Raw genomic sequence first — 23,010 nt, 5'->3', positions numbered from 1 at the left:
TCTATTTTATAACAATTGAGCCCGTTTTGGATTCAGCTAACAATTTATAGCCTTTCGGCGAAGCGACATTTGCTTTGAAACGAAGTTGTTTTATCACCGTTTCTTTTTTCTCATCTACTATTTCCATCTCAGGAAGTGTACACGTAAAATTCCCAAAGTTAGATTTCAAATCTCCATCAACGGAGAGGTGAGGCGGCGTATAGAGCGTAATGCTTCCTGTAGTCGTTTTGAAAAATGCTTTTTCAATGCGCTCTCCTTTTAAATACGTATCAATATCTCCGTTAAATGTCTGAACATCAATCTTTTTTGTATCTCCATCAAATTTAACCGTTCCATTGATTGTTTCAAGCTCACATTTCGAAGCGAGTATTCGAGAAAGTTCCATATGCCCGTTTGATGTCTCCATTTCAAGAGAATGGCTGTTCACATCGTAAAAGCGGATGGTACCATTAGCTGTTTTGGCTTTCAGGTCTCGTACGCTTAGTCTTTCCCCATCGATTGAACCATTAAACATACGGAGCTTGACGCGTTCATATTCCATTTCTGGAATATAAATAATCGCTTTCACCTTCATTTGCTTTTGCTGAATTGCAAAGCGCAATTTGCCATTTTCGATAGAAAATGCCGTATGCTGCAAGAAAGTGCGGCGCGCTTCATCCGAATTCTCTACTTTGTAGATAGCAGCTTCACACTCTATTCGTACTTCTGTACTTCCCCAAGGTCGGAGTTGAACGCTTCCATTTGCTAAATCTACGTCAATCTCTTGAATATATGCTTCTGATTGTTGAAAGATGTGCTGAACGTCAATCGAAGGACCAAAGTTAAAATCTAAATCTCCTTCTTTTACTTTTTTTACTGTTTGATCTACAAATGTAAATAATTTTTCCTTTAAAGAGCTTTGAGATGACTTAGAAGCGTACGTTTTTTTCTGTTTTCCTCCTACATAAGGGGATAGCTCAGCTTTATCAGGCGTAGCATAGGAAGAATCATTAGCTGAGTCTTTTTCCAGTGAATTTAGCAAAGTTAAAGCCTCATCTACGCTAAGTTTCCCTTCTTCTACCATCTGTAAAATTTGTTTGCGCTTTTCACTCATACGTTCCATCTCCTCTTTACGTTTTAGTCATTTAACTTTTATCTGCTTAATATTTGTATCCCTTTTACAATATTCCATACAAACACAACAACATTAACTAAAGAAACAACAACTAAAGCTACAATTAAAAGAATAAATACCGTTCCACTAGAGCCAGTAAGAGCAGGAAGCAAGAAAAATAAGAACAAGATCGCTGTAGCGATAGGTAATAAATGTGACAAAAATGCAGTTTTTGCATGTTTCTTTACTTCTATGTTATGAACAACAAAATAAATAATAATAGGTAATAAAAATGGTGCAAAGAAAACGCTAAAATAATTTAAGGAAGATAGTATGCGATTTCCTTCCATAATAATCAGCTCCTTATATCATGTATTACGTTTTAATGAGTTAAAAAGTTTCATTCTTTATAAAAAAGACACCAATGCTGGTGTCTTTTAACGAGTTAATGCCTCTGCTTTTTCAACTTTTTTCTCCATACGCTTACGGTCACGTTCTAAAATTGGCTTCAAATAATGACCCGTATAGGATTCTTTTACGTTTGCCACTTCTTCTGGCGTACCCGTAGCCACAATTTGTCCGCCTTTATCTCCACCTTCAGGCCCTAAATCAAGAAGGTAATCAGCAGCTTTGATAACGTCTAAATTATGTTCGATCACTAGAACCGTATCTCCATTTTCAACTAAACGCTGGAGCACTTTTAATAATCGTGCAATATCATCGACATGAAGACCGGTAGTCGGTTCGTCTAAAATGTACAGCGTTCTTCCTGTTGAGCGGCGGTGAAGCTCTGAAGCTAACTTTACACGCTGTGCCTCTCCACCGGATAAAGTAGTAGCCGGCTGTCCAAGCGTGATATAGCCAAGTCCTACATCGTAAATTGTCTGCAGCTTCCGCTTAATCTTTGGAATGTTTTCAAAGAAGTGAAGCGCATCTTCAACTGTCATATCCAACACATCTGAAATGTTTTGATCTTTGTATTTCACTTCTAAAGTTTCACGGTTATATCGTTTGCCGTGGCAGACTTCACAAGGGACGTATACATCTGGCAAGAAATGCATTTCAATTTTGATAATACCGTCTCCTCGACAAGCTTCACAGCGGCCGCCTTTCACGTTAAAGCTAAAACGGCCTTTTTTATATCCGCGCACCTTTGCTTCGTTTGTTTGGGCAAATACATCTCGAATGTCATCGAATACACCTGTATACGTTGCAGGGTTCGAACGAGGCGTACGGCCTATGGGAGACTGATCAATATCAATGACTTTATCTAAGTGTTCAATACCTTTGATTTCTTTATGTTCTCCTGCTTTGCTTTTTGCTTTATGCAGCTTTTGCGCCAATGATTTATGAAGGATATCATTTACGAGCGTACTCTTACCTGATCCAGATACACCTGTAACAGCCGTGAACATACCTAACGGAAGCTTTGCTTTTACGTTTTTTAAATTGTTCTCTTTTGCTCCTATAATTTCAATCATCCGATCTTTATCTATTGACCGTCTTTCCGCTGGAAGAGGAATAAACTTCTCTCCTGATAGATATTGACCCGTTAAAGAGTTTTCATCTTCCATCACTTCCTGAGGCGTGCCTTGAGAAACAACAGCCCCCCCGTGTACGCCGGCTCCTGGTCCGATATCAATTAAATAATCAGCTGCCATCATCGTATCTTCGTCATGTTCTACAACAATCAACGTATTTCCAATATCGCGCATATCTTGCATCGTGCGAATTAAGCGATCATTGTCACGCTGATGAAGACCGATAGAAGGTTCATCTAAAATATAAAGAACCCCCGTCAAACGAGAACCAATTTGAGTAGCTAAACGGATCCGCTGTGCTTCTCCTCCTGAGAGAGTTCCAGCAGAACGGTTTAATGTTAAGTAATCAAGCCCCACGTTAATGAGAAAGCTTAGACGCTCACGAATTTCACGCAGTATCATATCTGCAATCTTCATGTCTTTTTCAGATAGGCTGAGACTTTCAAAAAAATCATATGCTTCTTTTACTGAGAAGCGGGTTGTATCTCCTATATGCTTTTCGTCAATAAGCACCGCTAAGCTTTCGCGTTTTAAACGATTTCCTTTACATTTTGGACAAGCTTGCTGAGCCATGTACTTTTCCATTTGCTCACGGATATAATCTGAACTTGTTTCATGATAACGGCGCTCTACGTTCCGAAGCACGCCTTCAAATTCGATATGATTTTCTCTTACTTGGCCAAAATCATTTTCATAGCGAAAGTAAATTTTTTCTTTACCGCTGCCATATAATACTTTATCAAATAAATGTTCCGGGATATCTCGCACCGGCACGTCCATGTCGATGCCGTAATGTGTACATATGGCTTCAAGCAGCTGCGGATAGTATTGAGAACTTGTTGGCTCCCAAGGTGCAATTGCGTGCTGACGAAGCGTTAAGTCATAGTTAGGAATAACTAAATCTTTATCCACTTCCAATTTCGTTCCTAACCCGTCACACGTTGGACACGCCCCGTACGGACTATTAAATGAAAACATGCGGGGCTCAAGTTCTCCAATGGAGAAACCACATTTTGGACAAGCATGATGCTCACTAAAAAGCAGTTCTTCTTCACCTATCACATCAATAATTACTTTCCCTTCTCCAAGGCGAAGAGCTGATTCCAAAGAGTCCGACAAACGAGCGGCTACACCTTCTTTTACAACAACGCGATCAATCACTACTTCAATGGAATGCTTTTTGTTTTTTTCCAGTTCAATTTCTTCTGTTATTTCACGCATTTCTCCGTCTACTCGAATGCGAACGTACCCTTCCTTTTTAATATCTTCTAACACTTTTACGTGGGTACCTTTTCTTCCAGATACCACAGGTGCCAGTACTTGAAGTTTTGTGCGTTCAGGGTACTCTAAAATTCTATCTACCATTTGCTCAATCGTTTGAGATGTAATTTCAATTCCATGATTAGGACAAATCGGCTTTCCTACACGAGCAAACAAAAGGCGCAAATAGTCATAGATTTCGGTCACAGTTCCGACGGTTGAACGAGGGTTTCGGCTCGTTGTTTTTTGATCGATTGAAATAGCAGGCGACAATCCTTCGATTGAATCTACATCGGGCTTATCCATTTGACCTAAAAACTGTCTTGCATATGCCGAAAGCGACTCGACATAACGTCTTTGTCCTTCTGCATAGATTGTATCGAAAGCCAAAGAAGATTTACCAGAACCTGATAACCCTGTTAATACCACTAATTTGTCTCGCGGGATTTCAATATCGATATTTTTCAAATTGTGGGCTCGTGCACCTTTTACCACGATTTTTTCCATCGCCATGTTTTATCACCCTTCCGCTTTTAATTCTAGAATCAAGTCACGAAGCTCAGCTGCGCGTTCAAAGTTAAGCGCTTTGGCTGCTTCTTTCATTTCTTGTTCCATTTCTTCTACGAGCTTTGCTTTTTCTTTTTTGTTGAGCTTATCAAATGCCGGTGCTTCTTCATACGTTTCTGTATCTTCTGCTACTACTGTTGCACGAATTGAGCCTCGAACTTCTTTTTGAATCGTTGTCGGTGTAATACCATGCTCTTCATTGTAAGCTTCTTGAATACTTCTACGACGCTTGGTCTCATTGATAGCAATATCCATGGAGTTTGTGATGCGATCTGCATACATAATGACATGTCCATTAGCATTTCGCGCAGCACGTCCGATGGTTTGAATAAGCGATCGTTCTGAACGCAAGAATCCTTCTTTATCCGCATCTAATATGGTTACTAACGAAACTTCCGGAATATCTAAACCTTCACGAAGTAAGTTAATTCCTACGAGCACATCATATTTTCCAAGCCGCAGCTCTCGGATAATTTCAATACGCTCGAGCGTCTTCACCTCAGAGTGAAGATATTGAACTTTAATGCCAATTTCTTTTAAGTAGTTCGTTAAATCCTCAGACATTTTCTTTGTTAACGTCGTAACGAGCACTCGTTCATTTCGCTTAATCCGGTCGTGAATTTCTCCAATTAAATCATCAATCTGTCCTTCAATTGGTCGAACTTCGATATTTGGATCCAATAATCCCGTTGGACGGATAATTTGTTCAATTACATCAGGTGCCTTCTCAAGTTCGTAAGGACCTGGTGTTGCAGAAACATGAACAATTTGGTTAATATGCTGTTCAAATTCATCAAATTTAAGCGGGCGGTTATCTAATGCGGACGGCAAGCGGAAACCATGGTCTACTAACACTTGTTTACGCGCTTGGTCTCCATTGTACATTCCTCTAACTTGAGGAATCGTAACGTGTGATTCATCCACAACAAGAAGGAAATCTTCCGGGAAGAAGTCCAGCAGTGTATAAGGTGTAGAACCAGCGGGACGAAGCGTTAAATGACGAGAGTAGTTCTCGATTCCCGAACAAAAGCCCATTTCTCTCATCATTTCTAGGTCGTAGCGCGTGCGCTGCTCCAAGCGCTGCGCTTCTAAAAGCTTTCCTGCTTCTTTTAGCTTCTCTAGCTGTTCTTCTAGTTCTTTTTCAATATTTTGAATGGCAACACGCATTTTTTCTTCTCTCGTGACAAAGTGAGATGCCGGGAAGATAGCTACATGTTCACGATCTCCAATAATTTCTCCTGTTAGAGCGTCAACTTCTCGAATGCGGTCAATTTCATCGCCGAAAAACTCAACGCGAATACAGTGTTCATCTCGAGATACAGGAAAAATCTCCACAACATCACCGCGAACGCGAAACGTTCCGCGCTTAAAGTCAATATCATTTCTTTCGTACTGTACATCCACTAGCGTACGAAGCAGCTGATTACGCTCTTTTTCCATTCCTACTCGAAGAGATACGACCATTTCTTTGTATTCTTCCGGAGAACCTAAACCATAAATACAGGACACGCTGGCAATAATAATGACATCTTTTCGTTCAAAGAGAGAAGAAGTTGCCGAGTGACGAAGTTTATCAATTTCATCATTAATGCTTGCATCTTTTTCAATAAATGTATCTGTTTGAGGTACATAGGCTTCAGGCTGATAGTAATCGTAGTAACTGACAAAGTATTCAACTGCATTATTAGGAAAAAACTCTTTAAACTCACTGTACAATTGACCAGCAAGCGTTTTGTTATGAGCCATAATTAGTGTCGGCTTATTTATTTCCTTAATAACATTAGACATGGTGAAGGTTTTTCCCGTTCCTGTAGCACCTAGCAAAACTTGATGCTGCTTACCTTCTTTAATTCCTTTCACGATCTTTTCAATTGCCTTTGGCTGATCACCTTGCGGTTGATATGGGGATACTAATTCAAACTGATCTTTCAAATGAAGGCCTCCGTTTCCATTTTCTTGTTTTATCTATTTTTATTACGATATGTAAAAACCGAAAACACGAACTGATATTCGTATTTTATCACTTTATAATCATAAATGAAACTAATGAGTATTAATCTTATATAGTGTTTGTTTGTTTTTATTTTTTACCCTGTTACTTTATTACCCACTAAATTCTTATACTACCCTTTTCGAAGGGAATACAACTCTTTAGATGAAAGCAATAAAAGAAAGTAAGCTGCATAATTGTTTGAAAGAGATAGGCTTTTGCGCCAATTTCTAAATTATGATACAGTATAAAAAATATGTACTGAGAGGGGTTTAGTATGGCAAGCGTTGATCAAGTTCTTATAAATAACTCCTTTATAACAGTTGAAGAATCAACTTCTTTAGCTAAAGTGAAATCTGAACTTTCAAACTATGACTTCGTTATAGTCACAGCAAGTACCTTTTATGTAATACAAAAAGATGAACGATACGTGTTAACAGGTCATGACGAGGCATCGTCCATAAAAAAAGTAATAGCGGATACAAATTGGCCTTCATCTTCTACTTCTACGTTAGCCAATTTACAAGCCAACACAAACTGGAACAGACCAGTCCTCATTCAAGCAGAAAACCAAGAAACCACAATAGGACTTGTAACACCTTCACAGTGGATTACACATTTGCATAGCCAAAATGAGATATTAGCTTCCTATTTTGATACATTGGCAGAAACCATTAATGATGCAGTGACAGCCGTCGATAATGAAGGAAATGTAATCTTGTGGAATACTGCTGCGGAACATACGTATAAGATTCAGAGAGATGATATTATGGGTAGAAAAATCGGAGAGCATTTCAAAGATGAATCCATCATTCTACATACGATTCTAAATGAAGGGCGCCCTGTACGCGGAACGTATCATCGTCCTAATGAACAAACTCACGTGCTCATCAATGCATCTCCTATTATAAGAAACAATCGAGTCATAGGTGGAGTCGCAACTGAACATGACATTACCAATATTGTAAGATTAAATGAAGAAATTGATGTGTCTCTTCTCATCCCAAAAGATAATCCATTTTCTTCTTTCGCGGGTATCAGTCCTGAAATTAAGCAAGCCGTTGACATTGCCAAAAAAGTGGCATCTACAGATATGCCTATTTTATTAACGGGAGAACCTGGTTCTGGGAAAGAAATGCTGGCTCAGGCTATCCACTACGGTGGATCCAAACATAAAGAACCTTTTTTATCTTTAAATTGCGCCACTATTCCATCGGGACTCCTGGAAATTGAGCTCTTTGGTCATCAAAAAGATGTCTTTTCAGAAGATCCAACTACCATTGCGGGAAAACTGGAGCAGGCTCACAACGGGACGTTATTTATTGAAGAAATTGATAAAATGCCTCTTGAAATTCAAGTTAAGTTTCTCCGTTACTTGGAAGAACGATCCTTTTATCACGTTGGAGGCACGGAAGAAATTCAAGTTCAAACCCGAATTGTAGCCTCTACCACGACGCCTTTGGAAGAGTTGCTAAAAGCCGGTGAATTCCATGAAAATCTTTACTATTTACTGACCGTCATCAACATTATTATTCCGCCGCTTCGAGACCATAAAGAAGACATCGAAGCATTAACACAGCAATTTGTACAGGAATTCAGCAAGAAGTATAAAAAGAAGGCTCCTTTCATTAGCTCTGAAGTTCTCGAAGCCTTTATGCAATACGATTGGCCAGGCAATATTCGCGAGCTGAGAAATACGATTGAACGAATGATTTTTCTAAGTGATCAGTCGTTGATTACCCTTACGCACCTTCCTGACAATCTGAAGGATGCAAGTTCTTTCACAGAAGTTCAAAAAGAAGAAGATTCTCTTCAAGAAGCTAGGCTAATAGAAGAGACTCTTCAAAAAACCTATGGAAACAAAAGTGCAGCAGCAGATTTGCTTGGCATTTCACGCGGCACCCTTTACAACAAAATCAAAGAATACGGACTAAACTAATCAAAAAATTCGACACGAAGCTAAAGATGCTTCGTGTCGAATTTTTTGATTTCCTATAGACTGAACTTATTTCTGTTTTCTCGCTGTCATCTTCCCTTGTGTAAATAATAGAAGATAATCATACCCTCCGGCTTTCGAGTCTGTTCCGGACATATTAAAACCGCCAAAAGGATGAACGCCAACTAATGCTCCTGTACATTTTTTGTTAATATATAAGTTACCGCAGTGCATGGTAGCTAACGCCCTTTGAATTCTCTCTTCGCTTTCAGAGAAAAAGGCTCCCGTCAAACCGTAATCAGTTTCATTGTAAATCTCAATGGCTTCTTCCCAGTTAGCTGCTTTTGTCAACGCAAGGACCGGTCCAAAAATCTCTTCTTGCATAATTCGTGCTTTTGAATCCACATCTTTGAATACTGTAGGTTCTATATAGTAGCCATTTCCGGGAGCTTTAGCTCCCCCGGCAATAAGCTTTCCTTCTTCTTTGCCAATTTCAATGTAGGCTAATACTTTTTCATACGCTTTTTGATCAATAACAGGTCCCATAGAAGGGTTGTCTTCAGGCAGTCCGACGGTTAATTCTTTTGTTAATGCGGCTACCTTTTGGGCAACCTCTTCATAAACAGATTCTACAATAATCGCTCGAGAGCCAGCGGAACACTTTTGGCCTTGAAATCCAAACGCAGATGCTACGATCGCTTGCGCTGCCCCGTCTAAGTCTGCCGTTTCATCTACTACAACGCCATCTTTTCCTCCCATTTCAGCTATGACGCGTTTCAGCCAAATTTGTCCAGACTGTACTTTTGAAGCACGTTCATAAATGCGACATCCTACTTCTCTTGATCCCGTAAAAGAAATAAAACGAGTTTGAGGATGTTCGACTAAATATTCTCCAACTTCTATGCCATCTCCAGGGATAAAATTCAGAACACCAGACGGAAGACCGACTTCCTCCATCAACTGAACAAATTTCGCAGCAATAACCGGTGCAGAATCAGCTGGCTTTAAAATAACTGCATTTCCAGATACAATTCCAGCTACAGTCGTTCCAGCCATGATGGCAAGGGGAAAATTAAAAGGTGAAATGACTACTCCTACGCCTAAAGGAATATACGTCATCTCTGTTGTTTCACCTTCTACCGGCGTTAAAGGCCGATGCTCATTCGTTTCACTTAAACGAATCATTTCTCGCGCATAAAATTCCATAAAGTCAATAGCTTCCGCGGTATCCGCATCAGCTTCTGCCCAGTTTTTCCCCACTTCATAAACGAGCATGGCAGAAAATTCATACTTTCTTTTTCTCATCAGATCTGCTGCTTTGAATAAATAATCAGCACGTTCAGCAGGCGAGACATTCTTCCATGATTGAAATGCTGCTGATGCTTCTTGCATTGCCTGCTCAGCATAAGCTTTAGTGCCACGGCTTACTCTGCCAATCACTTCATCTACTTTTCCCGGGTTCGTAGAGACAATCACTTCTTCTGTTGAGATTTTATCCTTTCCAATCGTGAGAGGATATGTTTGTCCCAGTTCTTTTTTCACTTTCATTAACGCCGCTTGCATCGCTTGTTTATTCTCTTCTAACGAAAAATCAGTAAACGGTTCATTTTTAAAAACTGAGATTTTTGTACTTACTGTCATTTCAACCAGTCCCCTTTAATTAGAAATTTATTTCGCGAAGTTTTTCAGCACGAACCATACGTTGGCGGGACGCTCAGCTAGGCGTCTCATGAAATACCCAAACCAATCAATGCCGTAAGGAACATAAACCCTGACTTTATATCCTTCTTTTACTAGACGGTCCTGCAGCTCTACGCAAATTCCATAAAGCATTTGGAACTCAAATTGGTCATGTGAAATACCATTTTCTCTTACTAATCGTTTTGTGTACTGAATCATTTCTTCATCATGACTTGCTACAGCTGTATAGTGACCATTTAATAAATGCATTTTAATGATTTTTTTATAGTTTTCATCTACGTCTTTCTTTTCTGGAAATGATACTTCTGGTGATTCTTTATAAGCTCCTTTTACTAGACGTAAATTAGCTTGATATTGATGTAAGTCATTCATATCTTGTTCTGTACGATAAAGATACGCTTGAATCACAATTCCAACATTATCAAATTCTTTGCGTAATTCTTTATACATATCAAGGGAGATTTGGCAGTGCAAGTAGTCTTCCATATCAATTCGAACAAAAATATTATTCATTCTGGCCGTGTGTAGAATTCTGCGCATATTTTCCATACAAAGCTCTTTGCTAATATCCAATCCTAAAGAAGTCATCTTTAATGATAAATTTGATTGAACGCCCGATTCTGCAATGGCTTCTAGTGTCTGAATGCACATGGCAGTAGACAACCTGGCTTCCTCTTCTGTAAAAACAAATTCTCCTAAATGATCAAGTGTAACAACTTTTCCACTATTGTTAAGCTCCTTAGATGTTTGAATTGCTGATTCGGTTGAGTCTCCAGCAACAAAACGAGCTGCCCCCATCCTCAATCCATACTTTTTAGCTAATTTGTTCATTGAATGATTTTTGCCAAGCGACTGAAACATCGTTCTCATTAATACTTCCATCAATCCTAAACCTCCTTTTATTTTTTAAAATTAAAAATAAACTAAATTTTCAGATTAATAATTTTATTTTTCTATACCCTTCTCACATTTCTGTACACTTATTTAAATAAATTTATACATAAGTGTTTAAAATGTTTTATTCATAAACATATTTGTCTAATTAATTTGATTATACTCGCTCATTACATGAACCGAAACAATATTGTTATAAGTTCTAACTCACTTTTTCACACACAAAAGCTCTCCACGTTGTGTAGAGAGCTTTTGTGTACAGTTTAATAATAAGCAATTAACTTATCATCAAACCAACAATCTTTATTTTCCAGCTGCTAGCATGCTTTTTGCATATATAAAACCGATGGCTGCTGAAAGTAAATCTATTAAAATAATAAGCGGATAATCTGCGTACCCTTTATATACAGAAACAGCTATCAACAAAAGCGTCAGCGCTGTGGCAACATATAAGTTATATGTTACTCTAGCAAACAGAAGAAGCAATATGGCGGGTAGAAAAACTGCGGCAATCGTTTTGACTTCCACAAACATTTCTCCTTTTTATCCGTCTTTTAACCAGCTTGTGAATCACGTTTTGTATAATTGTGTACAAACAAAATACCTAGTTCATGATGTTCGTTGTCATACAATGCTCGCTGAGTAAAGCGAACTTCTCCATTTTCGTCAATAACTTCTAGCTTACAAAAAGCACGGTTATTAACTTGTAATGCTTCATAAAATTTATGGACTTCAGATACAGCGATTCCATTTACCTTAATAATCACTTCTCCTACTTTCAAACCCATTTTCTCTGCCGGAGAATGAGGGATGATTCCTAATACAACCAAACCTTGTGTACGCTTAGTAAATAGTGCGGGCGCTTTTTCATCGCTTCGACGCTGCTGCAAACGAATCCACTCTCTTCCTATGATCGCTAGAATAACAACAGCTACAGCGGCAAGAGGATAAAAAATAGCAGCAATCGTAATGATCGTTAATCCCACGCCTAATGCTAATACACGCTTACCAGTAAATTCAATAGATTTAAACGGCACCATACTTTGAATTCGCTGATAAAAACCGATAGCAAAAGGAACAAAAAACAGGCTAAATGATGTTCCATCAATAGATAACACAGGCCACCATGGAAACACAGACGTAATGGCGCTGCCTGGAATTAAGACAAAAAGCGGGACAACCCATAATTTTTGAGAGTAATGAGCTCCAATTTCCTGCCCTCTTTTACTTTTCACAATGGCTGGAGACGTACCTTTTGCTCCAAATTTCCAAATTAAATATCCTTCTGCTAATACAAGCAGAGACATTAAAATAGTCAGAGAAGGTAAATCTGCGTTATGAGCTTGCACAGACCACGTTTGAATAAATCCTTCACCGAAACCAGATGCCGGAATAAGCAAGGTTGCAAGCACAGCCAGTCCTACGGTGTAAGAAGGAGAAAGCCATTTAAACGTCCACGGACCGCTTATGATAAAAGTTAAAACAGCTACAAGTACAATCATTCCTATAGATACATAGACACCTAGCAACACGGTAACAACGGATAAAATCAACCCAATAATGATACCTGGAAAAAATAAATATTTTGCTTCTAAAATAAAATCAAACACGCGAACATGAAAATTCTGACGCTCTCTCTTGACGCGAGAAAGACCTACAAAAAACGAGACGAGCAGAAATAGATAAGTTAACGGATGTAAAAACAAACGCCCGATACCTTTTAAGAGCTCTAATGCAAAATCCATTTTTTCACCACCTGTATTTTTCACATTTTTATTACAACATTTACGATTGATTGTTATGTATCATAGGCTTCTTTATTTTATCAAAATGCATCACTAACCGACAATGTTGTTTTTACTAAAAAAGTTCCGTGCTTTGGAAAAGCACGGAACTTTTTCTACTTCTTATTGACTAGCTAGCTTTAAAGCCGTTTGAAGCTGACGATCTTCATCTTTTGATTTAATTTTTTCTAGAAGTTTTGTTTGTAAAAGCGCTGCTGTATCTTCATCGATTTCACCTGTAGCTTTTTGCTTATTGGCTTTTTGGAATGCAGTTACAGCTGTTTCTGTCTCTTTACTAAAATATCCGTCTGTACGTCCAGGTTCAAAGCCAAGGCCTTTTAGCATCACTTGAGCATTCTTCACTTGGTCACCTGTCATATCACGTGTTAATGGCTTTTTATCAACTTGAATTGGATTTGCATAATAATAATCCGGCTGCTTGACTTCTACCGTTGGTTTTATACCTTTTTCGTTAATCCAGTTTCCATCAGGCGTTAGCCATTTATAGAACGTTAATTTTAAATTACTGCCGTCTTCCATTGGAACAGCTTGTTGAACGGTTCCTTTTCCATAGGATTTTTCACCGACTAGCTTGTATCCTCCTGCTTCTTTTAATGCCCCGGCAAGAATTTCAGAAGCGGATGCACTCCCTCCATCAATCAAGGCCACAATTGGATAATCCTTTTGCTTTTTCATTGAAGAAACCACTTTTTGACGTTCACCGTTACGATCTTCAATCTGAATATATGGCTTTTTATTCGTTACTAATTTATCAAGCATTTTTTCAACGCTCGTTAAATAGCCACCAGGATTTCCCCGAACGTCTAGAACTAAGCCATCAATATTTTTATTTTCAAGTTTTTTCAACTGTTTCGTAAATTCGTCTCCCGTTGATTCAGAGAATGACGTAATTTCCATGTATCCAATTTTTTTATTGTTTACATTTTTAACAGAAGAATAGACGGTTTCAATTGGAATCTCATCTCTTACAACTTTTACTTTCATCGTTTCTTTCACGCCCGGTCGTTGAACATCTAATGTCACGGTAGAGCCTTTTTTACCGCGAATTTTTAATACTGCTTCATTCAATTCCAGACCCGCGATACTTTTACCATCGATCTTTAAAATCTGATCATTTGGTTTTAATCCTGCTTTTTCCGCAGGAGATTGTTTAAACGGAGCTACAATTGTTACTTTTCCATCTACCATGCTTACTTCAGCGCCAATTCCCTCAAACGATGAATCAAGAGACTGCGTGAATTGCTGTGCCGTTTTCTTATCCATGTAAGATGAGTGAGGGTCTCCTAAGGTTTGTACCATCCCTTGGATTGCGCCATCTAATAATTTTTTGTCATCTACATCTTTGTAATATTTTGAAGATATCAGTTCATAAGCTTGCTTGATTTTGTCTAGCTCTTCCTTTTCCACTTTACTATCATTTGAAGAAGTTGTAAGGGGGGTACTGACCGTTCCAGCATTTGCATACTGAATGCCAAAATATGTACCTGCTGCTCCAACAACTAAGGAGAGTGCCATTAATAGTGCAACGATTTTCCGATTCAAGTTCTTTCATCCTCCTCAACCTTAAGCCATCTCTTCTTATTATAATAGATACAACCAAAACTATGTAATAAAAAGGATGCATGTGTTATTTGTAGCAAAAGGCACCACACAAATCAAGTGCGATGCCTTTTTGTTAAACTATATGTTGAGCTTGTACCACGTATGCTAGGAACTTAAAATTTAATATAACTTTCAGGGTTTACAGCGGAACTTTTGCCTTTCCAATCGCCTTTATGCAATTCAAAATGCAAGTGAGCACCAAACGAACGTCCTGTGTTCCCTATATAACCTAATTGTTGACCTTTATTGATAGATTGACCGCTTGAGACGCTGTAGCTCTCTAGATGAGCATAAACTGTAACCCACGTCTGACCTTCTACATTGTGACGAATAAATACGGCATTACCAAAAGAAGAAGAATGATATGCTCTAATTACCTTTCCGCTTGCTGCGGCTACAACTGGGACACTTTCTCCTCGCTTTCCAATATCGATACCGTAGTGTCCTCTTCCAAACGTTTCTCGATACCCAAAATGAGATGTTACCGGGCCCTTTGCTGGCCTCATAAACGACCCGCTTGTAACAGGGGGTGCCTCTTCTGTTGCCCCGGCTGTTTCAATTTCTTGCTGTTGAGCTTGTGCTGCATTTTTTTGATCAGCTAAAATAGAAGCTTGCTCTTCTAATCCAACGGCTTCTTCATTAAATTCTTTTTCCTGATCTTTGAGCGTTTGCATGAGCTGATTCTTTTCATCCACTTGTTTTTGCAGCTGCGCACGAAGATTTTTAAGTTCTTCAAGCGCTTGATTTACTTCCGTTAGCTTGTTTTGAACTTTTGTTTCTTTCTCTTCTTTTGCCTTTTTATCGGCTTCATGCTGCATTAACAAATCACGGTCAGCCCCTACAATTGTCGAAACCGCACTCACTCTGCTAATAAAGTCTCCGAAGCTTTCAGAGCCTAGCAGTACATCTATGTAATCCACAGACCCGCCATTTTCTTGTAAAGCACGAGCACGTTTTTTTAATAGCTCATTTCGTTTTTCAATTCGTTTTTTTACAACGTCAATCTCGCTTTTCAGCTTTTCGATGTCTTGCTTTGCTTTTTCTACTTCAGATTCACGGCTGCGGATATCTGCATTCGTTTGTCCGACCTCTGAATCCAAGCGCGCAATCTCAGCTTCTTCGTTTTTTTGCTTTTCTTGAACCTCTTTTAATTTCTCTTTATTTTGATTAATATTTTGGTTCACATCATCACTTTTTTTCTCTAAATCACTGAGTTTAGTAGTGCTGGCACTTTGTGCATAAGCAATTTTTTCATTACCTATCCAAGCCGCACTTAGTCCAACTAAAACTGCTGCTGTCATTACTAATGTCTTACGTGTCATTTGTTTCTCCCCATCTGCACATATTTCCCCGTATAAACGGGCATTAGCAAGACCCCCATTAGCACTTTTTTCTATTTTTATCTGTAATTACACAACAACCTCACATCTGATAAACATCAAATGTGAGGTTGTTATAATCTATTATGTTAAAAATCTATCTTTATTTTCGTAAGAATTTACGGATGGATAATGTACTTCCCCACATCCCAATTAGACCACCGATTACAAGTAGTAATAGCGATACTTGAAGCACGAATGGAAAGGCAGGTAAAAGTTCAAAGAATCCATCAAACTTAGGTTGAACTTCATTATATAAAACGCTGTACACACCGATAATAACTGCAATTGGCACAATAGAACCAAGCACCCCTAAAAACAGACCTTCAATAAAGAACGGCCAGCGAATAAAGGAGTTTGTAGCTCCAACTAAGCGCATAATTTCAATCTCTTCACGGCGAGCTACAATCGTAATTTTAATTGTATTTGAAATTAGGAACATTGCTGTAAATAGAAGCCCTAAAATCAGCACTACTCCAATATTACGAGCTACTTTCAGCACTTTAAATAACTTTTCAACTTGATCTTGTCCGTATTGAACTTTTGCTGCATACGGATATTTCTCAATTTGTTTAGCTACTTTTGCGACATCAGTCGGCTCTTTTGTTTTAACAACAAATACATCATTTAATGGGTTTTGCTGTTCAAACGGTTCAAAAGCTTGTCCTTCATCACCCATACTATTAATTAAATCTTTTAACTCTTTATCTTTAGAAGAAAACGTCACCGTATCAACTTGCTTAATTGCATCTAGCTTTTCTTTCATTGCTTTTCGATCATCTGCTGTCGCTGCAGCATCAACGTGAACACGAATTTCCACATCATTTTCAATCAATTTAGCAATGTGGTTTAAATTCATCATCAACATAAAAAATACGCCTACAAGCAAGAGCGTCACGGTAACAGCACTTGCAGATGCGAATGTCATCCAGCCGTTTCTTCCTAAACTTTTAGATCCTTCACGTAAGTGGCGCCCGAATGTTCTAGCCTTCATATCCGTATTCACCTCTTACTTCATCGCGCACAACATTTCCATTTTCAATCGCAATTACGCGCTTTCGAATTGTATTTACAATTTCACGGTTATGCGTTGCCATCAAAATAGTCGTACCGCGTTTATTAATCTCCTCAAAGATATCCATGATTTCCCACGAAGTCTCCGGATCAAGATTCCCTGTCGGTTCATCGGCGATGACAACCTTCGGACTATTCACAATTGAACGCGCAATAGACACACGCTGCTGCTCGCCTCCAGATAATTCATCAGGGAAAGAATCCATTTTACCCTTTAACTTAACAAGCTCTAGCACCTCTAGCACTCGCTTTTTAATTTCTTCGGGACTTTGCTCAATTACTTCTAGTGCAAAAGCAATGTTTTCATAGACCGTTAATTTTGGAAGCAGCTTGAAATCTTGAAAGACTACACCAATATGACGTCTAAAGATAGGAACTCTGCTATCTTTTATTTTTGCTACATTTGCACCGTTTACAATGATATTTCCTGAAGAAGGCTTTTCTTCACGATACATCATTTTAATAAAAGTGGATTTTCCTGCTCCACTTGGTCCTACGATATAAGCAAACTCACCTTGATTAATCTTGATGCTAATGCCATTGATTGCTTTTACACCGTTCGGATACGTTTTATATACATTTTGCATTTCAATCATAAGTAATCACCTAATCAAGTGTGTTATTTTAATACTATGTAAAACTTGTCAAAATACGACAAAACTCTACAATCCAAACCAAAAATTCGACTCTTCTCACGCGCTTTCTCATTATAACATCACTCTTCGTGAAAATAAGCCCCAAAAATATTACATTTTTATTTCAAATATGACATAAGTAGGATATTTTTAGCAAGGTATGAGAATTTATCCTTATTTTTAATTCTGTTGTTTTTTGCTGTTCATTTTTTACGAATATCGTTAGACAAAGCACATTCATGTCTACTTTTTTTACAAACAAGGTATGATAAATAAGAAAAACGATGAGGAGGGATAACATGATCACCATTTATGGAAGTTCACGAGAAAACGGAAATACGGAGGAATTAGCTAAAGCAGTCTTAAAAGATATCAATACGGAAGAAGTTTACTTGCGCCGGCATACCATTAACCACATTACTGATATGCGTCACGATGAACTTGGGTTTACCAATCAACAAGATGATTATTATGATATAGCGAAAAAGATGGCAGTGCACGACACTATTTTATTTGTTACGCCTCTTTACTGGTACGGTATGAGCGGATTAATGAAGAACTTTGTGGATCGTTGGTCTGAAAGTCTTAGAGATTCGACAATCAACTTTAAAGAACAAATGAAAAATAAGCGCGTGTATGTATTAGTAGTAGGGGGCACAGGCGCATCTGTAAAACCTCTTCCTCTTATTATGCAATTTCAATACATTGTCGATTTTATTGGCTCTTCCTTTAGCGGATACATCATTGGAGAAGCCAATGCACCTGGAGACATAGCAAAAGATGTCAAAGCTCAACAGCAAGCCATTGTCTTAAACCAAGAATTAAAGCAGCTTTAACACAAAAATAAGACGGATATCCGTCTTATTTTTTCTTTGCCAGCCAAGCAGCAACTTTTTTTGCATCTTCTTCATTGATTAGTCCCTTTGGCATACCGCCTTGACCATTGTTAATAATGTTTTCAATTTCAGCTTCTGAGTGCTTGCTGCCTACATGCTGCAAGCTTGGTCCATTCGCTCCTCCTAAATCTACTCCGTGACAGCCTGTACAGTTTTTCTTCACAATGTCTTCTGCACTCGCTGAAGATTCACCAGCAGATTCATTTTTAGAGCTTCCTCCGCCGCACGCGGACAAAACAAGCGCTAGACCGATTGTTAACGTCAGTAATACTTTTTTCAAGCCTTCTCCCCCTTGCTGTAGAGTTTTCACTCTATTATAACCTACTCCAGAATGTTTAAAACACTCTGTTTACAAGGACTTTGTTTCAATTTCATGAATTCTCTCATCACACTTATGTATACGATTAAGCAATTGATTCGTTTCCTAAACGTTTTTTGTATACTACGCGTGAAATTGTCACACTGAGCTCATATAAAAGCAGAAGCGGGACAATGACTAAAATATCTGAAATAAAATCAGGAGGAGTAATAAGTACAGATATCACAATTAAAGCAAAATAAGAGAACTTCCTTGCTTTAGCTAATCTTAAAGGGTTTAGAACCCCTAAGCGCGTTAAGAATAGAACAACTAAAGGCATCTCAAATAAAAACCCAAACGGTAAACACAGATTAAGCATAAAACGAAAATAATGCTCCGCCGTAAACATCAGTGAAAACTGATCATTCGACAAGCCCGTTAAAAATGCTAAAACCATTGGAAATAAAACAAAATAACCGAATCCCAACCCGCTTACAAACAAAAGAAAAAAGAATGGAATGAAGGTAAGTAGAACCTTATATTCTTCCTTTTTTAACCCAGGCGAAACAAACCGAAATACTTGATAAGCAGCTACTGGAAGTGTAAAAGCAAGCGCAAAAACAAATGCAATCACCATATAAATCCATACGATTTCACTTGGTCCAAGTACCGCAAGCTTGCCGTCCAAATCTTTCACTAGCCACTGATAAATATCTTGTACAAATACAAAACTGACAATAAGTAAAACCACAAATGCACAAAGTGTTTTAATGATTCGAACACGCAATTCTTCAAGGTGCTCCATCAAGCTCATTTCTCCCATTGTATTTCTCTCCTTTCTGACAAGTAGAAATAGACGAGTTTCCTCGTCTATTTCCTTACTTACAATGTAGATTCATTCTCTTTTTGTTCAGAAACGGTTGCGGTTTGCTTTTCTTTCACACTTTCATCATCTGATACGAGCCCTTTTGCTGCTCCTTTAAATTCAGTTAATGTTCGTCCAAACGCTCGTCCAACTTCCGGCAGCTTAGACGGTCCAAAAATTATTAACGCAATGACTAAAATAATAACCAAACCAGGGATTCCAATATTAGAAAACATACTTGACCTCCTTTTTCTTACTCAGTTTACTGCTGGACTTTTTCTTTCTTTTTCAACTCTTGTTTTTCATGTGCTTTCCCGTGTGCCCGCATACGATCTTCCTCTACTTCCTTAGAAATCTTTAGTCCACGCGGCACGTTATTTACTTCAACTTCCGTCATACCTTTTCCATCTTTTTTATATTGAAAGGAAGCTCGAGTTGAAATTTCTGCACCAGGCTCTGTTACAAAAGGCACAACGCGATAATCGGCTTGCCATATATCAGGAGTTACCGTACACCTTACATATCCTCTGTAATCATTAAAAAATGTGAGGTGTGGATTTTGACTTAAAATTTTATCCGTGTCTGCTCGTTTATCTGCTCCGTTCCCTCCGGAAGTGATGGAGGTGCCGACGAACTCTGCACCAATAATTCTTGAATTAAGGTTAGCAAAATCCGCGTATAAGTTAGAAGCCCAGTTAGCGTGTACATCCCCAGTTAGTACAATGACGTTGTCTAACTTTTTCTGTTCAATAAAATCCATGACGCGCTGACGATTCGCCGTATACCCATCCCATGCATCCATGCTGTATGTAGGCTTAGCCACCGTTCCAAATTTTCTTGGTGCAAAGAAAATTTGTTGAGCCAGTACATTCCAGTGACACGCTGACTTTTCAAGATTAGTAAACAGCCATTTTTCTTGTTCATTCCCCAATAGCGTACGTTTGGAATCAAGAGATTCTGGCGTTTGCGGCTTTGTTCCGTCTCCGTTTGCTTGATTATCTCTGTACTGACGTGTATCCAACACTTGAAAAGAAGCTAGTTTGCCATATGAAAAATCACGATACAATCTCATATCCGTTCCATGAGGCAAGGATGTTTGGCGCAAAGGCATGTGTTCGTAATAAGCTTGATAAGCTGCAGCTCGGCGTTGGATAAATGCTTGTACTGATTGGCCTTTTTCAGGAATTACATTTGCATAATTGTTTTCTACTTCATGATCATCCCACGTCACAATCCATGGAAAAGCAGCATGAGCAGACTTCAAATTGGCATCTGACCTGTACTGAGCATGCCTGTTTCGATAGTCTTGCAGCGTTTGAATTTCTGCGCTGCTGTGAGTACGAACATTTCCGCTTGCAGCCACGTACTCGTTTGGTCCATATTCATAGATGTAATCACCCAAATGAACAACAAAATCTAATTGTTCTTTAACCATATGCTCATAGGCCGTAAAGTACCCATGTTCATATTGCTGACACGAAGCGAATGCAAACGTCATGCTGGCTACTTCTGCATTTGCTGAAGGAAGTGTTTTTGTTTTTCCGACCGGGCTTAACTCATGGCCGCTTTTAAATCGATAATAATAAATATGACTTGGCTTTAATCCTTTTACATCAACGTGAACAGAATGAGCAAGTTCAGGTCTAGCCACTTCTGTTCCTCGTTTGACAATTCGATGAAAGTCTTCATCTTCACTAAGCTCCCATTTTACTGGAATAGGTTGATTAGGCATTCCCCCGCCACTCAATGGGTCTGGTGCTAATCTTGTCCAAAGGACAATACTATCTGCTAAAGGATCTCCTGATGCGACGCCTAGAGTGAACGGATAACTTGAAAATTTAGGCGCTGCAGCTGAAACTTCTACTGCATTTAAACCAATAGACTGAGCAATTGTTAAGCCAAGTGATACTCCCGCTACTTTTCCAGCTCCTTGTAAAAAACGCCGTCTGTCAAACCCTTTACTCGAAGAAAAACTATTCTGTTTCACTTGCTCTATTAATTCGTTTAACGATTTATTTTCCATTGCACATGCCCCTTCCTCATGATTTAGCTCAAATTATAAACACTGTTTGTAAAAGGGGTATAAAGGATTGTAAAGAAGCACTTACCGCAGAACAGGTATTTTTAACCATTTTATTTCATTGACAAAATAAGAGAACTGACGACAGTAACCTTTAAATTTCTGCATTTTCTTAATTTTCTTTTTAACAATAGTTCTTTACGCTCGTTTTTCTTCATCCAAATTTTACAAAGTCCCAACAACTAAAAAAAGGCAGCATACCTAGGTATGCTGCCTTTTGATTAAATATGAGAACGTAAATACGCATCGATAAACGGATCTAAATCTCCATCCATTACGCTTTGCGTGTTTCCGACTTCCGTATTTGTGCGGTGATCTTTTACTAATGAATACGGATGGAATACGTAAGAACGTATTTGACTTCCCCACCCAATATCTTTTTGTTCTCCGCGAATTTCAGCTAGCTGTTCTTGCTGCTTTTCGATTTCTAATTGATACAGCTTAGATTTTAACATCTTCATTGCTTGCTCACGGTTTTTAATTTGTGAACGTTCCGTCTGACAAGATACGACTACATTAGTTGGAAGGTGAGTAATACGAACAGCTGAATCTGTTGTATTGATATGCTGACCTCCGGCACCGCTTGCACGATACGTATCAACCTTCAAATCTTCCGTACGAATATCAATTGAAATTTCATCGTTAAATTCCGGCATTATGTCGCACGATACGAATGACGTATGACGACGGCCTGATGAATCAAACGGAGAAATACGAACGAGACGATGAACGCCTTTTTCAGCTTTTAAATACCCGTACGCATTATGACCTTTAATTAAAAGCGTTACACTTTTAATACCAGCTTCATCTCCAGGTAAGTAATCAAGCGTTTCTACTTTGAAACCTTTTTTCTCTGCCCAACGCGTATACATACGTAGTAACATTGAACCCCAATCCTGTGATTCTGTTCCACCAGCACCTGGGTGCAGTTCTAAAATGGCATTATTTTTATCATACGGCTCGCTTAAAAGCAGCTGTAATTCAAAGTCATTCATGCCTGATATAAGCTCTTTTAATTCACTAACTAGTTCTTCTGCTAAATCTTCATCGTATTCTTCTTTTACAAGTTCATGAGACACTTGTAAATTTTCATATGTTTCATCCAAGTGGTTAAATTGATTTACTGCATCTTTCAAACCATTGGCTTCATTAATAACAGTCTGAGCTGCCTGCTGGTCATTCCAAAAATTTGGATCAGCCATAGTCTCATCTAATTCATCGATACGAGCTTGTTTTGTATCGAGGTCAAAGAGACCCCCTAAAGTCCGCTAATCGCTTAGCTGTTTTGTCAAGTTCTTGCTTAATTTCTACTAAATCCATGAGTTGAACACCTCTATTTTATTTTTGACGCACAGGAAGGAAATGAGAAGACTCATTTCCTTCCTGTACTAATT

The 23,010-nt window shown here is 38.6% G+C and carries 19 protein-coding genes; 2 read left to right on the top strand and 17 right to left on the bottom strand.

The genetic code is table 11. The features are described 5' to 3' along the window. Position 1: 1 nt before the first annotated feature. From AC3WJG_RS16755 to uvrB, 4 genes are all read right to left on the bottom strand, one after another. On the bottom strand, positions 2–1,093 hold the full coding sequence (locus tag AC3WJG_RS16755; protein WP_028409655.1) for a DUF4097 family beta strand repeat-containing protein: 1,092 nt from the start codon (positions 1,091–1,093) through the stop codon (positions 2–4). A gap of 38 nt (positions 1,094–1,131) precedes the next feature. Then, positions 1,132–1,443, bottom strand: coding sequence for a hypothetical protein (locus tag AC3WJG_RS16750; protein ID WP_013059730.1), 312 nt, complete (start codon positions 1,441–1,443; stop codon positions 1,132–1,134). Between the two features lie 87 nt (positions 1,444–1,530). Then, positions 1,531–4,407 carry an excinuclease ABC subunit UvrA gene (gene uvrA, locus AC3WJG_RS16745; RefSeq protein WP_102813385.1) on the bottom strand — a complete coding sequence of 959 codons (2,877 nt, stop codon included), beginning with the start codon at positions 4,405–4,407 and terminating at the stop codon, positions 1,531–1,533. Between the two features lie 6 nt (positions 4,408–4,413). After that, positions 4,414–6,393 carry an excinuclease ABC subunit UvrB gene (gene uvrB, locus AC3WJG_RS16740; RefSeq protein ID WP_013059732.1) on the bottom strand — a complete coding sequence of 660 codons (1,980 nt, stop codon included), beginning with the start codon at positions 6,391–6,393 and terminating at the stop codon, positions 4,414–4,416. A gap of 335 nt (positions 6,394–6,728) precedes the next feature. Here uvrB and AC3WJG_RS16735 point away from each other — a divergent pair, with 335 nt between their 5' ends. After that, a complete protein-coding gene (locus AC3WJG_RS16735) occupies positions 6,729–8,390 on the top strand; it encodes a sigma-54 interaction domain-containing protein (protein ID WP_102813384.1) in 1,662 nt (553 codons plus the stop codon). Positions 8,391–8,456: 66 nt separating this feature from the next. Here the strand turns inward: AC3WJG_RS16735 and pruA are convergent, their stop codons facing one another. The 8 genes from pruA to ftsE form a co-directional block, all read right to left on the bottom strand. Then, complete coding sequence (gene pruA, locus AC3WJG_RS16730) at positions 8,457–10,028, bottom strand: L-glutamate gamma-semialdehyde dehydrogenase (protein WP_102813383.1); 1,572 nt, start codon at positions 10,026–10,028, stop codon at positions 8,457–8,459. 27 nt (positions 10,029–10,055) lie between these two features. Continuing rightward, positions 10,056–10,970, bottom strand: coding sequence for a proline dehydrogenase family protein (locus AC3WJG_RS16725; protein WP_102813382.1), 915 nt, complete (start codon positions 10,968–10,970; stop codon positions 10,056–10,058). 315 nt (positions 10,971–11,285) lie between these two features. Then, positions 11,286–11,516: a DUF2198 family protein gene (locus AC3WJG_RS16720; RefSeq protein ID WP_063611554.1), complete on the bottom strand. Its 231-nt coding sequence runs from the start codon at positions 11,514–11,516 to the stop codon at positions 11,286–11,288. A 20-nt stretch (positions 11,517–11,536) separates the two neighbouring features. Then, positions 11,537–12,727: a PDZ domain-containing protein gene (locus AC3WJG_RS16715; RefSeq protein ID WP_025752562.1), complete on the bottom strand. Its 1,191-nt coding sequence runs from the start codon at positions 12,725–12,727 to the stop codon at positions 11,537–11,539. 162 nt (positions 12,728–12,889) lie between these two features. Further along, positions 12,890–14,329 (bottom strand): S41 family peptidase, encoded by a 1,440-nt coding sequence (locus AC3WJG_RS16710; RefSeq protein ID WP_013059738.1) that lies wholly within the window; start codon positions 14,327–14,329, stop codon positions 12,890–12,892. A 173-nt stretch (positions 14,330–14,502) separates the two neighbouring features. Beyond that, complete coding sequence (locus AC3WJG_RS16705; protein WP_098791949.1) at positions 14,503–15,711, bottom strand: murein hydrolase activator EnvC family protein; 1,209 nt, start codon at positions 15,709–15,711, stop codon at positions 14,503–14,505. A 160-nt stretch (positions 15,712–15,871) separates the two neighbouring features. Next, positions 15,872–16,762 carry a permease-like cell division protein FtsX gene (gene ftsX, locus AC3WJG_RS16700; protein ID WP_014457813.1) on the bottom strand — a complete coding sequence of 297 codons (891 nt, stop codon included), beginning with the start codon at positions 16,760–16,762 and terminating at the stop codon, positions 15,872–15,874. After that, positions 16,752–17,438 (bottom strand): cell division ATP-binding protein FtsE, encoded by a 687-nt coding sequence (gene ftsE / locus AC3WJG_RS16695; protein ID WP_013085414.1) that lies wholly within the window; start codon positions 17,436–17,438, stop codon positions 16,752–16,754. Before ftsE ends, ftsX begins: the two co-directional genes overlap by 11 nt. Before the next feature lie 338 nt (positions 17,439–17,776). Between ftsE and AC3WJG_RS16690 the strand changes: the two genes are divergently transcribed. Then, positions 17,777–18,313: a flavodoxin family protein gene (locus AC3WJG_RS16690; protein ID WP_492588413.1), complete on the top strand. Its 537-nt coding sequence runs from the start codon at positions 17,777–17,779 to the stop codon at positions 18,311–18,313. 25 nt (positions 18,314–18,338) lie between these two features. Here the strand turns inward: AC3WJG_RS16690 and cccB are convergent, their stop codons facing one another. From cccB to prfB, 5 genes are all read right to left on the bottom strand, one after another. Next, positions 18,339–18,653 (bottom strand): cytochrome c551, encoded by a 315-nt coding sequence (gene cccB / locus AC3WJG_RS16685; RefSeq protein ID WP_013059743.1) that lies wholly within the window; start codon positions 18,651–18,653, stop codon positions 18,339–18,341. 124 nt (positions 18,654–18,777) lie between these two features. Further along, positions 18,778–19,494, bottom strand: a complete 717-nt coding sequence (gene tatC / locus AC3WJG_RS16680) for a twin-arginine translocase subunit TatC (protein ID WP_028409663.1) — start codon at positions 19,492–19,494, stop codon at positions 18,778–18,780. Positions 19,495–19,553: 59 nt separating this feature from the next. After that, the gene (locus AC3WJG_RS16675) at positions 19,554–19,772 is read right to left on the bottom strand and encodes a twin-arginine translocase TatA/TatE family subunit (protein ID WP_013059745.1); all 219 of its coding nucleotides are present in this window, start codon (positions 19,770–19,772) and stop codon (positions 19,554–19,556) included. Positions 19,773–19,798: 26 nt separating this feature from the next. Further along, positions 19,799–21,559 carry an alkaline phosphatase PhoD gene (gene phoD / locus AC3WJG_RS16670; protein WP_337134457.1) on the bottom strand — a complete coding sequence of 587 codons (1,761 nt, stop codon included), beginning with the start codon at positions 21,557–21,559 and terminating at the stop codon, positions 19,799–19,801. Positions 21,560–21,837: 278 nt separating this feature from the next. Further along, positions 21,838–22,936, bottom strand: a protein-coding gene (gene prfB, locus AC3WJG_RS16665; protein ID WP_114324550.1) for a peptide chain release factor 2 whose coding sequence is annotated in 2 segments (ribosomal slippage) — positions 21,838–22,872 and positions 22,874–22,936 — 1,098 coding nt in all. Because the reading frame shifts where the segments join, the coding sequence is not laid out codon by codon here. Between the last annotated feature and the right edge of the window lie 74 nt (positions 22,937–23,010).

The organism is Priestia sp. FW507-14D1A, from assembly GCF_058781295.1.
This window is presented reverse-complemented; position numbering and strand designations above follow the sequence as displayed.

Bases quoted from the DNA above. Each gene is read 5' to 3' on its own strand.
- tatC (WP_028409663.1), bottom strand. From the start codon at position 19,494: ATGGGAGAAATGAGCTTGATGGAGCACCTTGAAGAATTGCGTGTTCGA.
- AC3WJG_RS16755 (WP_028409655.1), bottom strand. From the start codon at position 1,093: ATGAGTGAAAAGCGCAAACAAATTTTACAGATGGTAGAAGAAGGGAAA.
- ftsE (WP_013085414.1), bottom strand. From the start codon at position 17,438: ATGATTGAAATGCAAAATGTATATAAAACGTATCCGAACGGTGTAAAA.
- pruA (WP_102813383.1), bottom strand. From the start codon at position 10,028: ATGACAGTAAGTACAAAAATCTCAGTTTTTAAAAATGAACCGTTTACT.
- AC3WJG_RS16705 (WP_098791949.1), bottom strand. From the start codon at position 15,711: ATGACACGTAAGACATTAGTAATGACAGCAGCAGTTTTAGTTGGACTA.
- AC3WJG_RS16690 (WP_492588413.1), top strand. From the start codon at position 17,777: ATGATCACCATTTATGGAAGTTCACGAGAAAACGGAAATACGGAGGAA.
- uvrA (WP_102813385.1), bottom strand. From the start codon at position 4,407: ATGGCGATGGAAAAAATCGTGGTAAAAGGTGCACGAGCCCACAATTTG.
- AC3WJG_RS16715 (WP_025752562.1), bottom strand. From the start codon at position 12,727: ATGGATTTTGCATTAGAGCTCTTAAAAGGTATCGGGCGTTTGTTTTTA.
- AC3WJG_RS16675 (WP_013059745.1), bottom strand. From the start codon at position 19,772: ATGTTTTCTAATATTGGAATCCCTGGTTTGGTTATTATTTTAGTCATT.
- AC3WJG_RS16735 (WP_102813384.1), top strand. From the start codon at position 6,729: ATGGCAAGCGTTGATCAAGTTCTTATAAATAACTCCTTTATAACAGTT.
- AC3WJG_RS16720 (WP_063611554.1), bottom strand. From the start codon at position 11,516: ATGTTTGTGGAAGTCAAAACGATTGCCGCAGTTTTTCTACCCGCCATA.
- AC3WJG_RS16725 (WP_102813382.1), bottom strand. From the start codon at position 10,970: ATGGAAGTATTAATGAGAACGATGTTTCAGTCGCTTGGCAAAAATCAT.
- AC3WJG_RS16750 (WP_013059730.1), bottom strand. From the start codon at position 1,443: ATGGAAGGAAATCGCATACTATCTTCCTTAAATTATTTTAGCGTTTTC.
- ftsX (WP_014457813.1), bottom strand. From the start codon at position 16,762: ATGAAGGCTAGAACATTCGGGCGCCACTTACGTGAAGGATCTAAAAGT.
- phoD (WP_337134457.1), bottom strand. From the start codon at position 21,559: ATGGAAAATAAATCGTTAAACGAATTAATAGAGCAAGTGAAACAGAAT.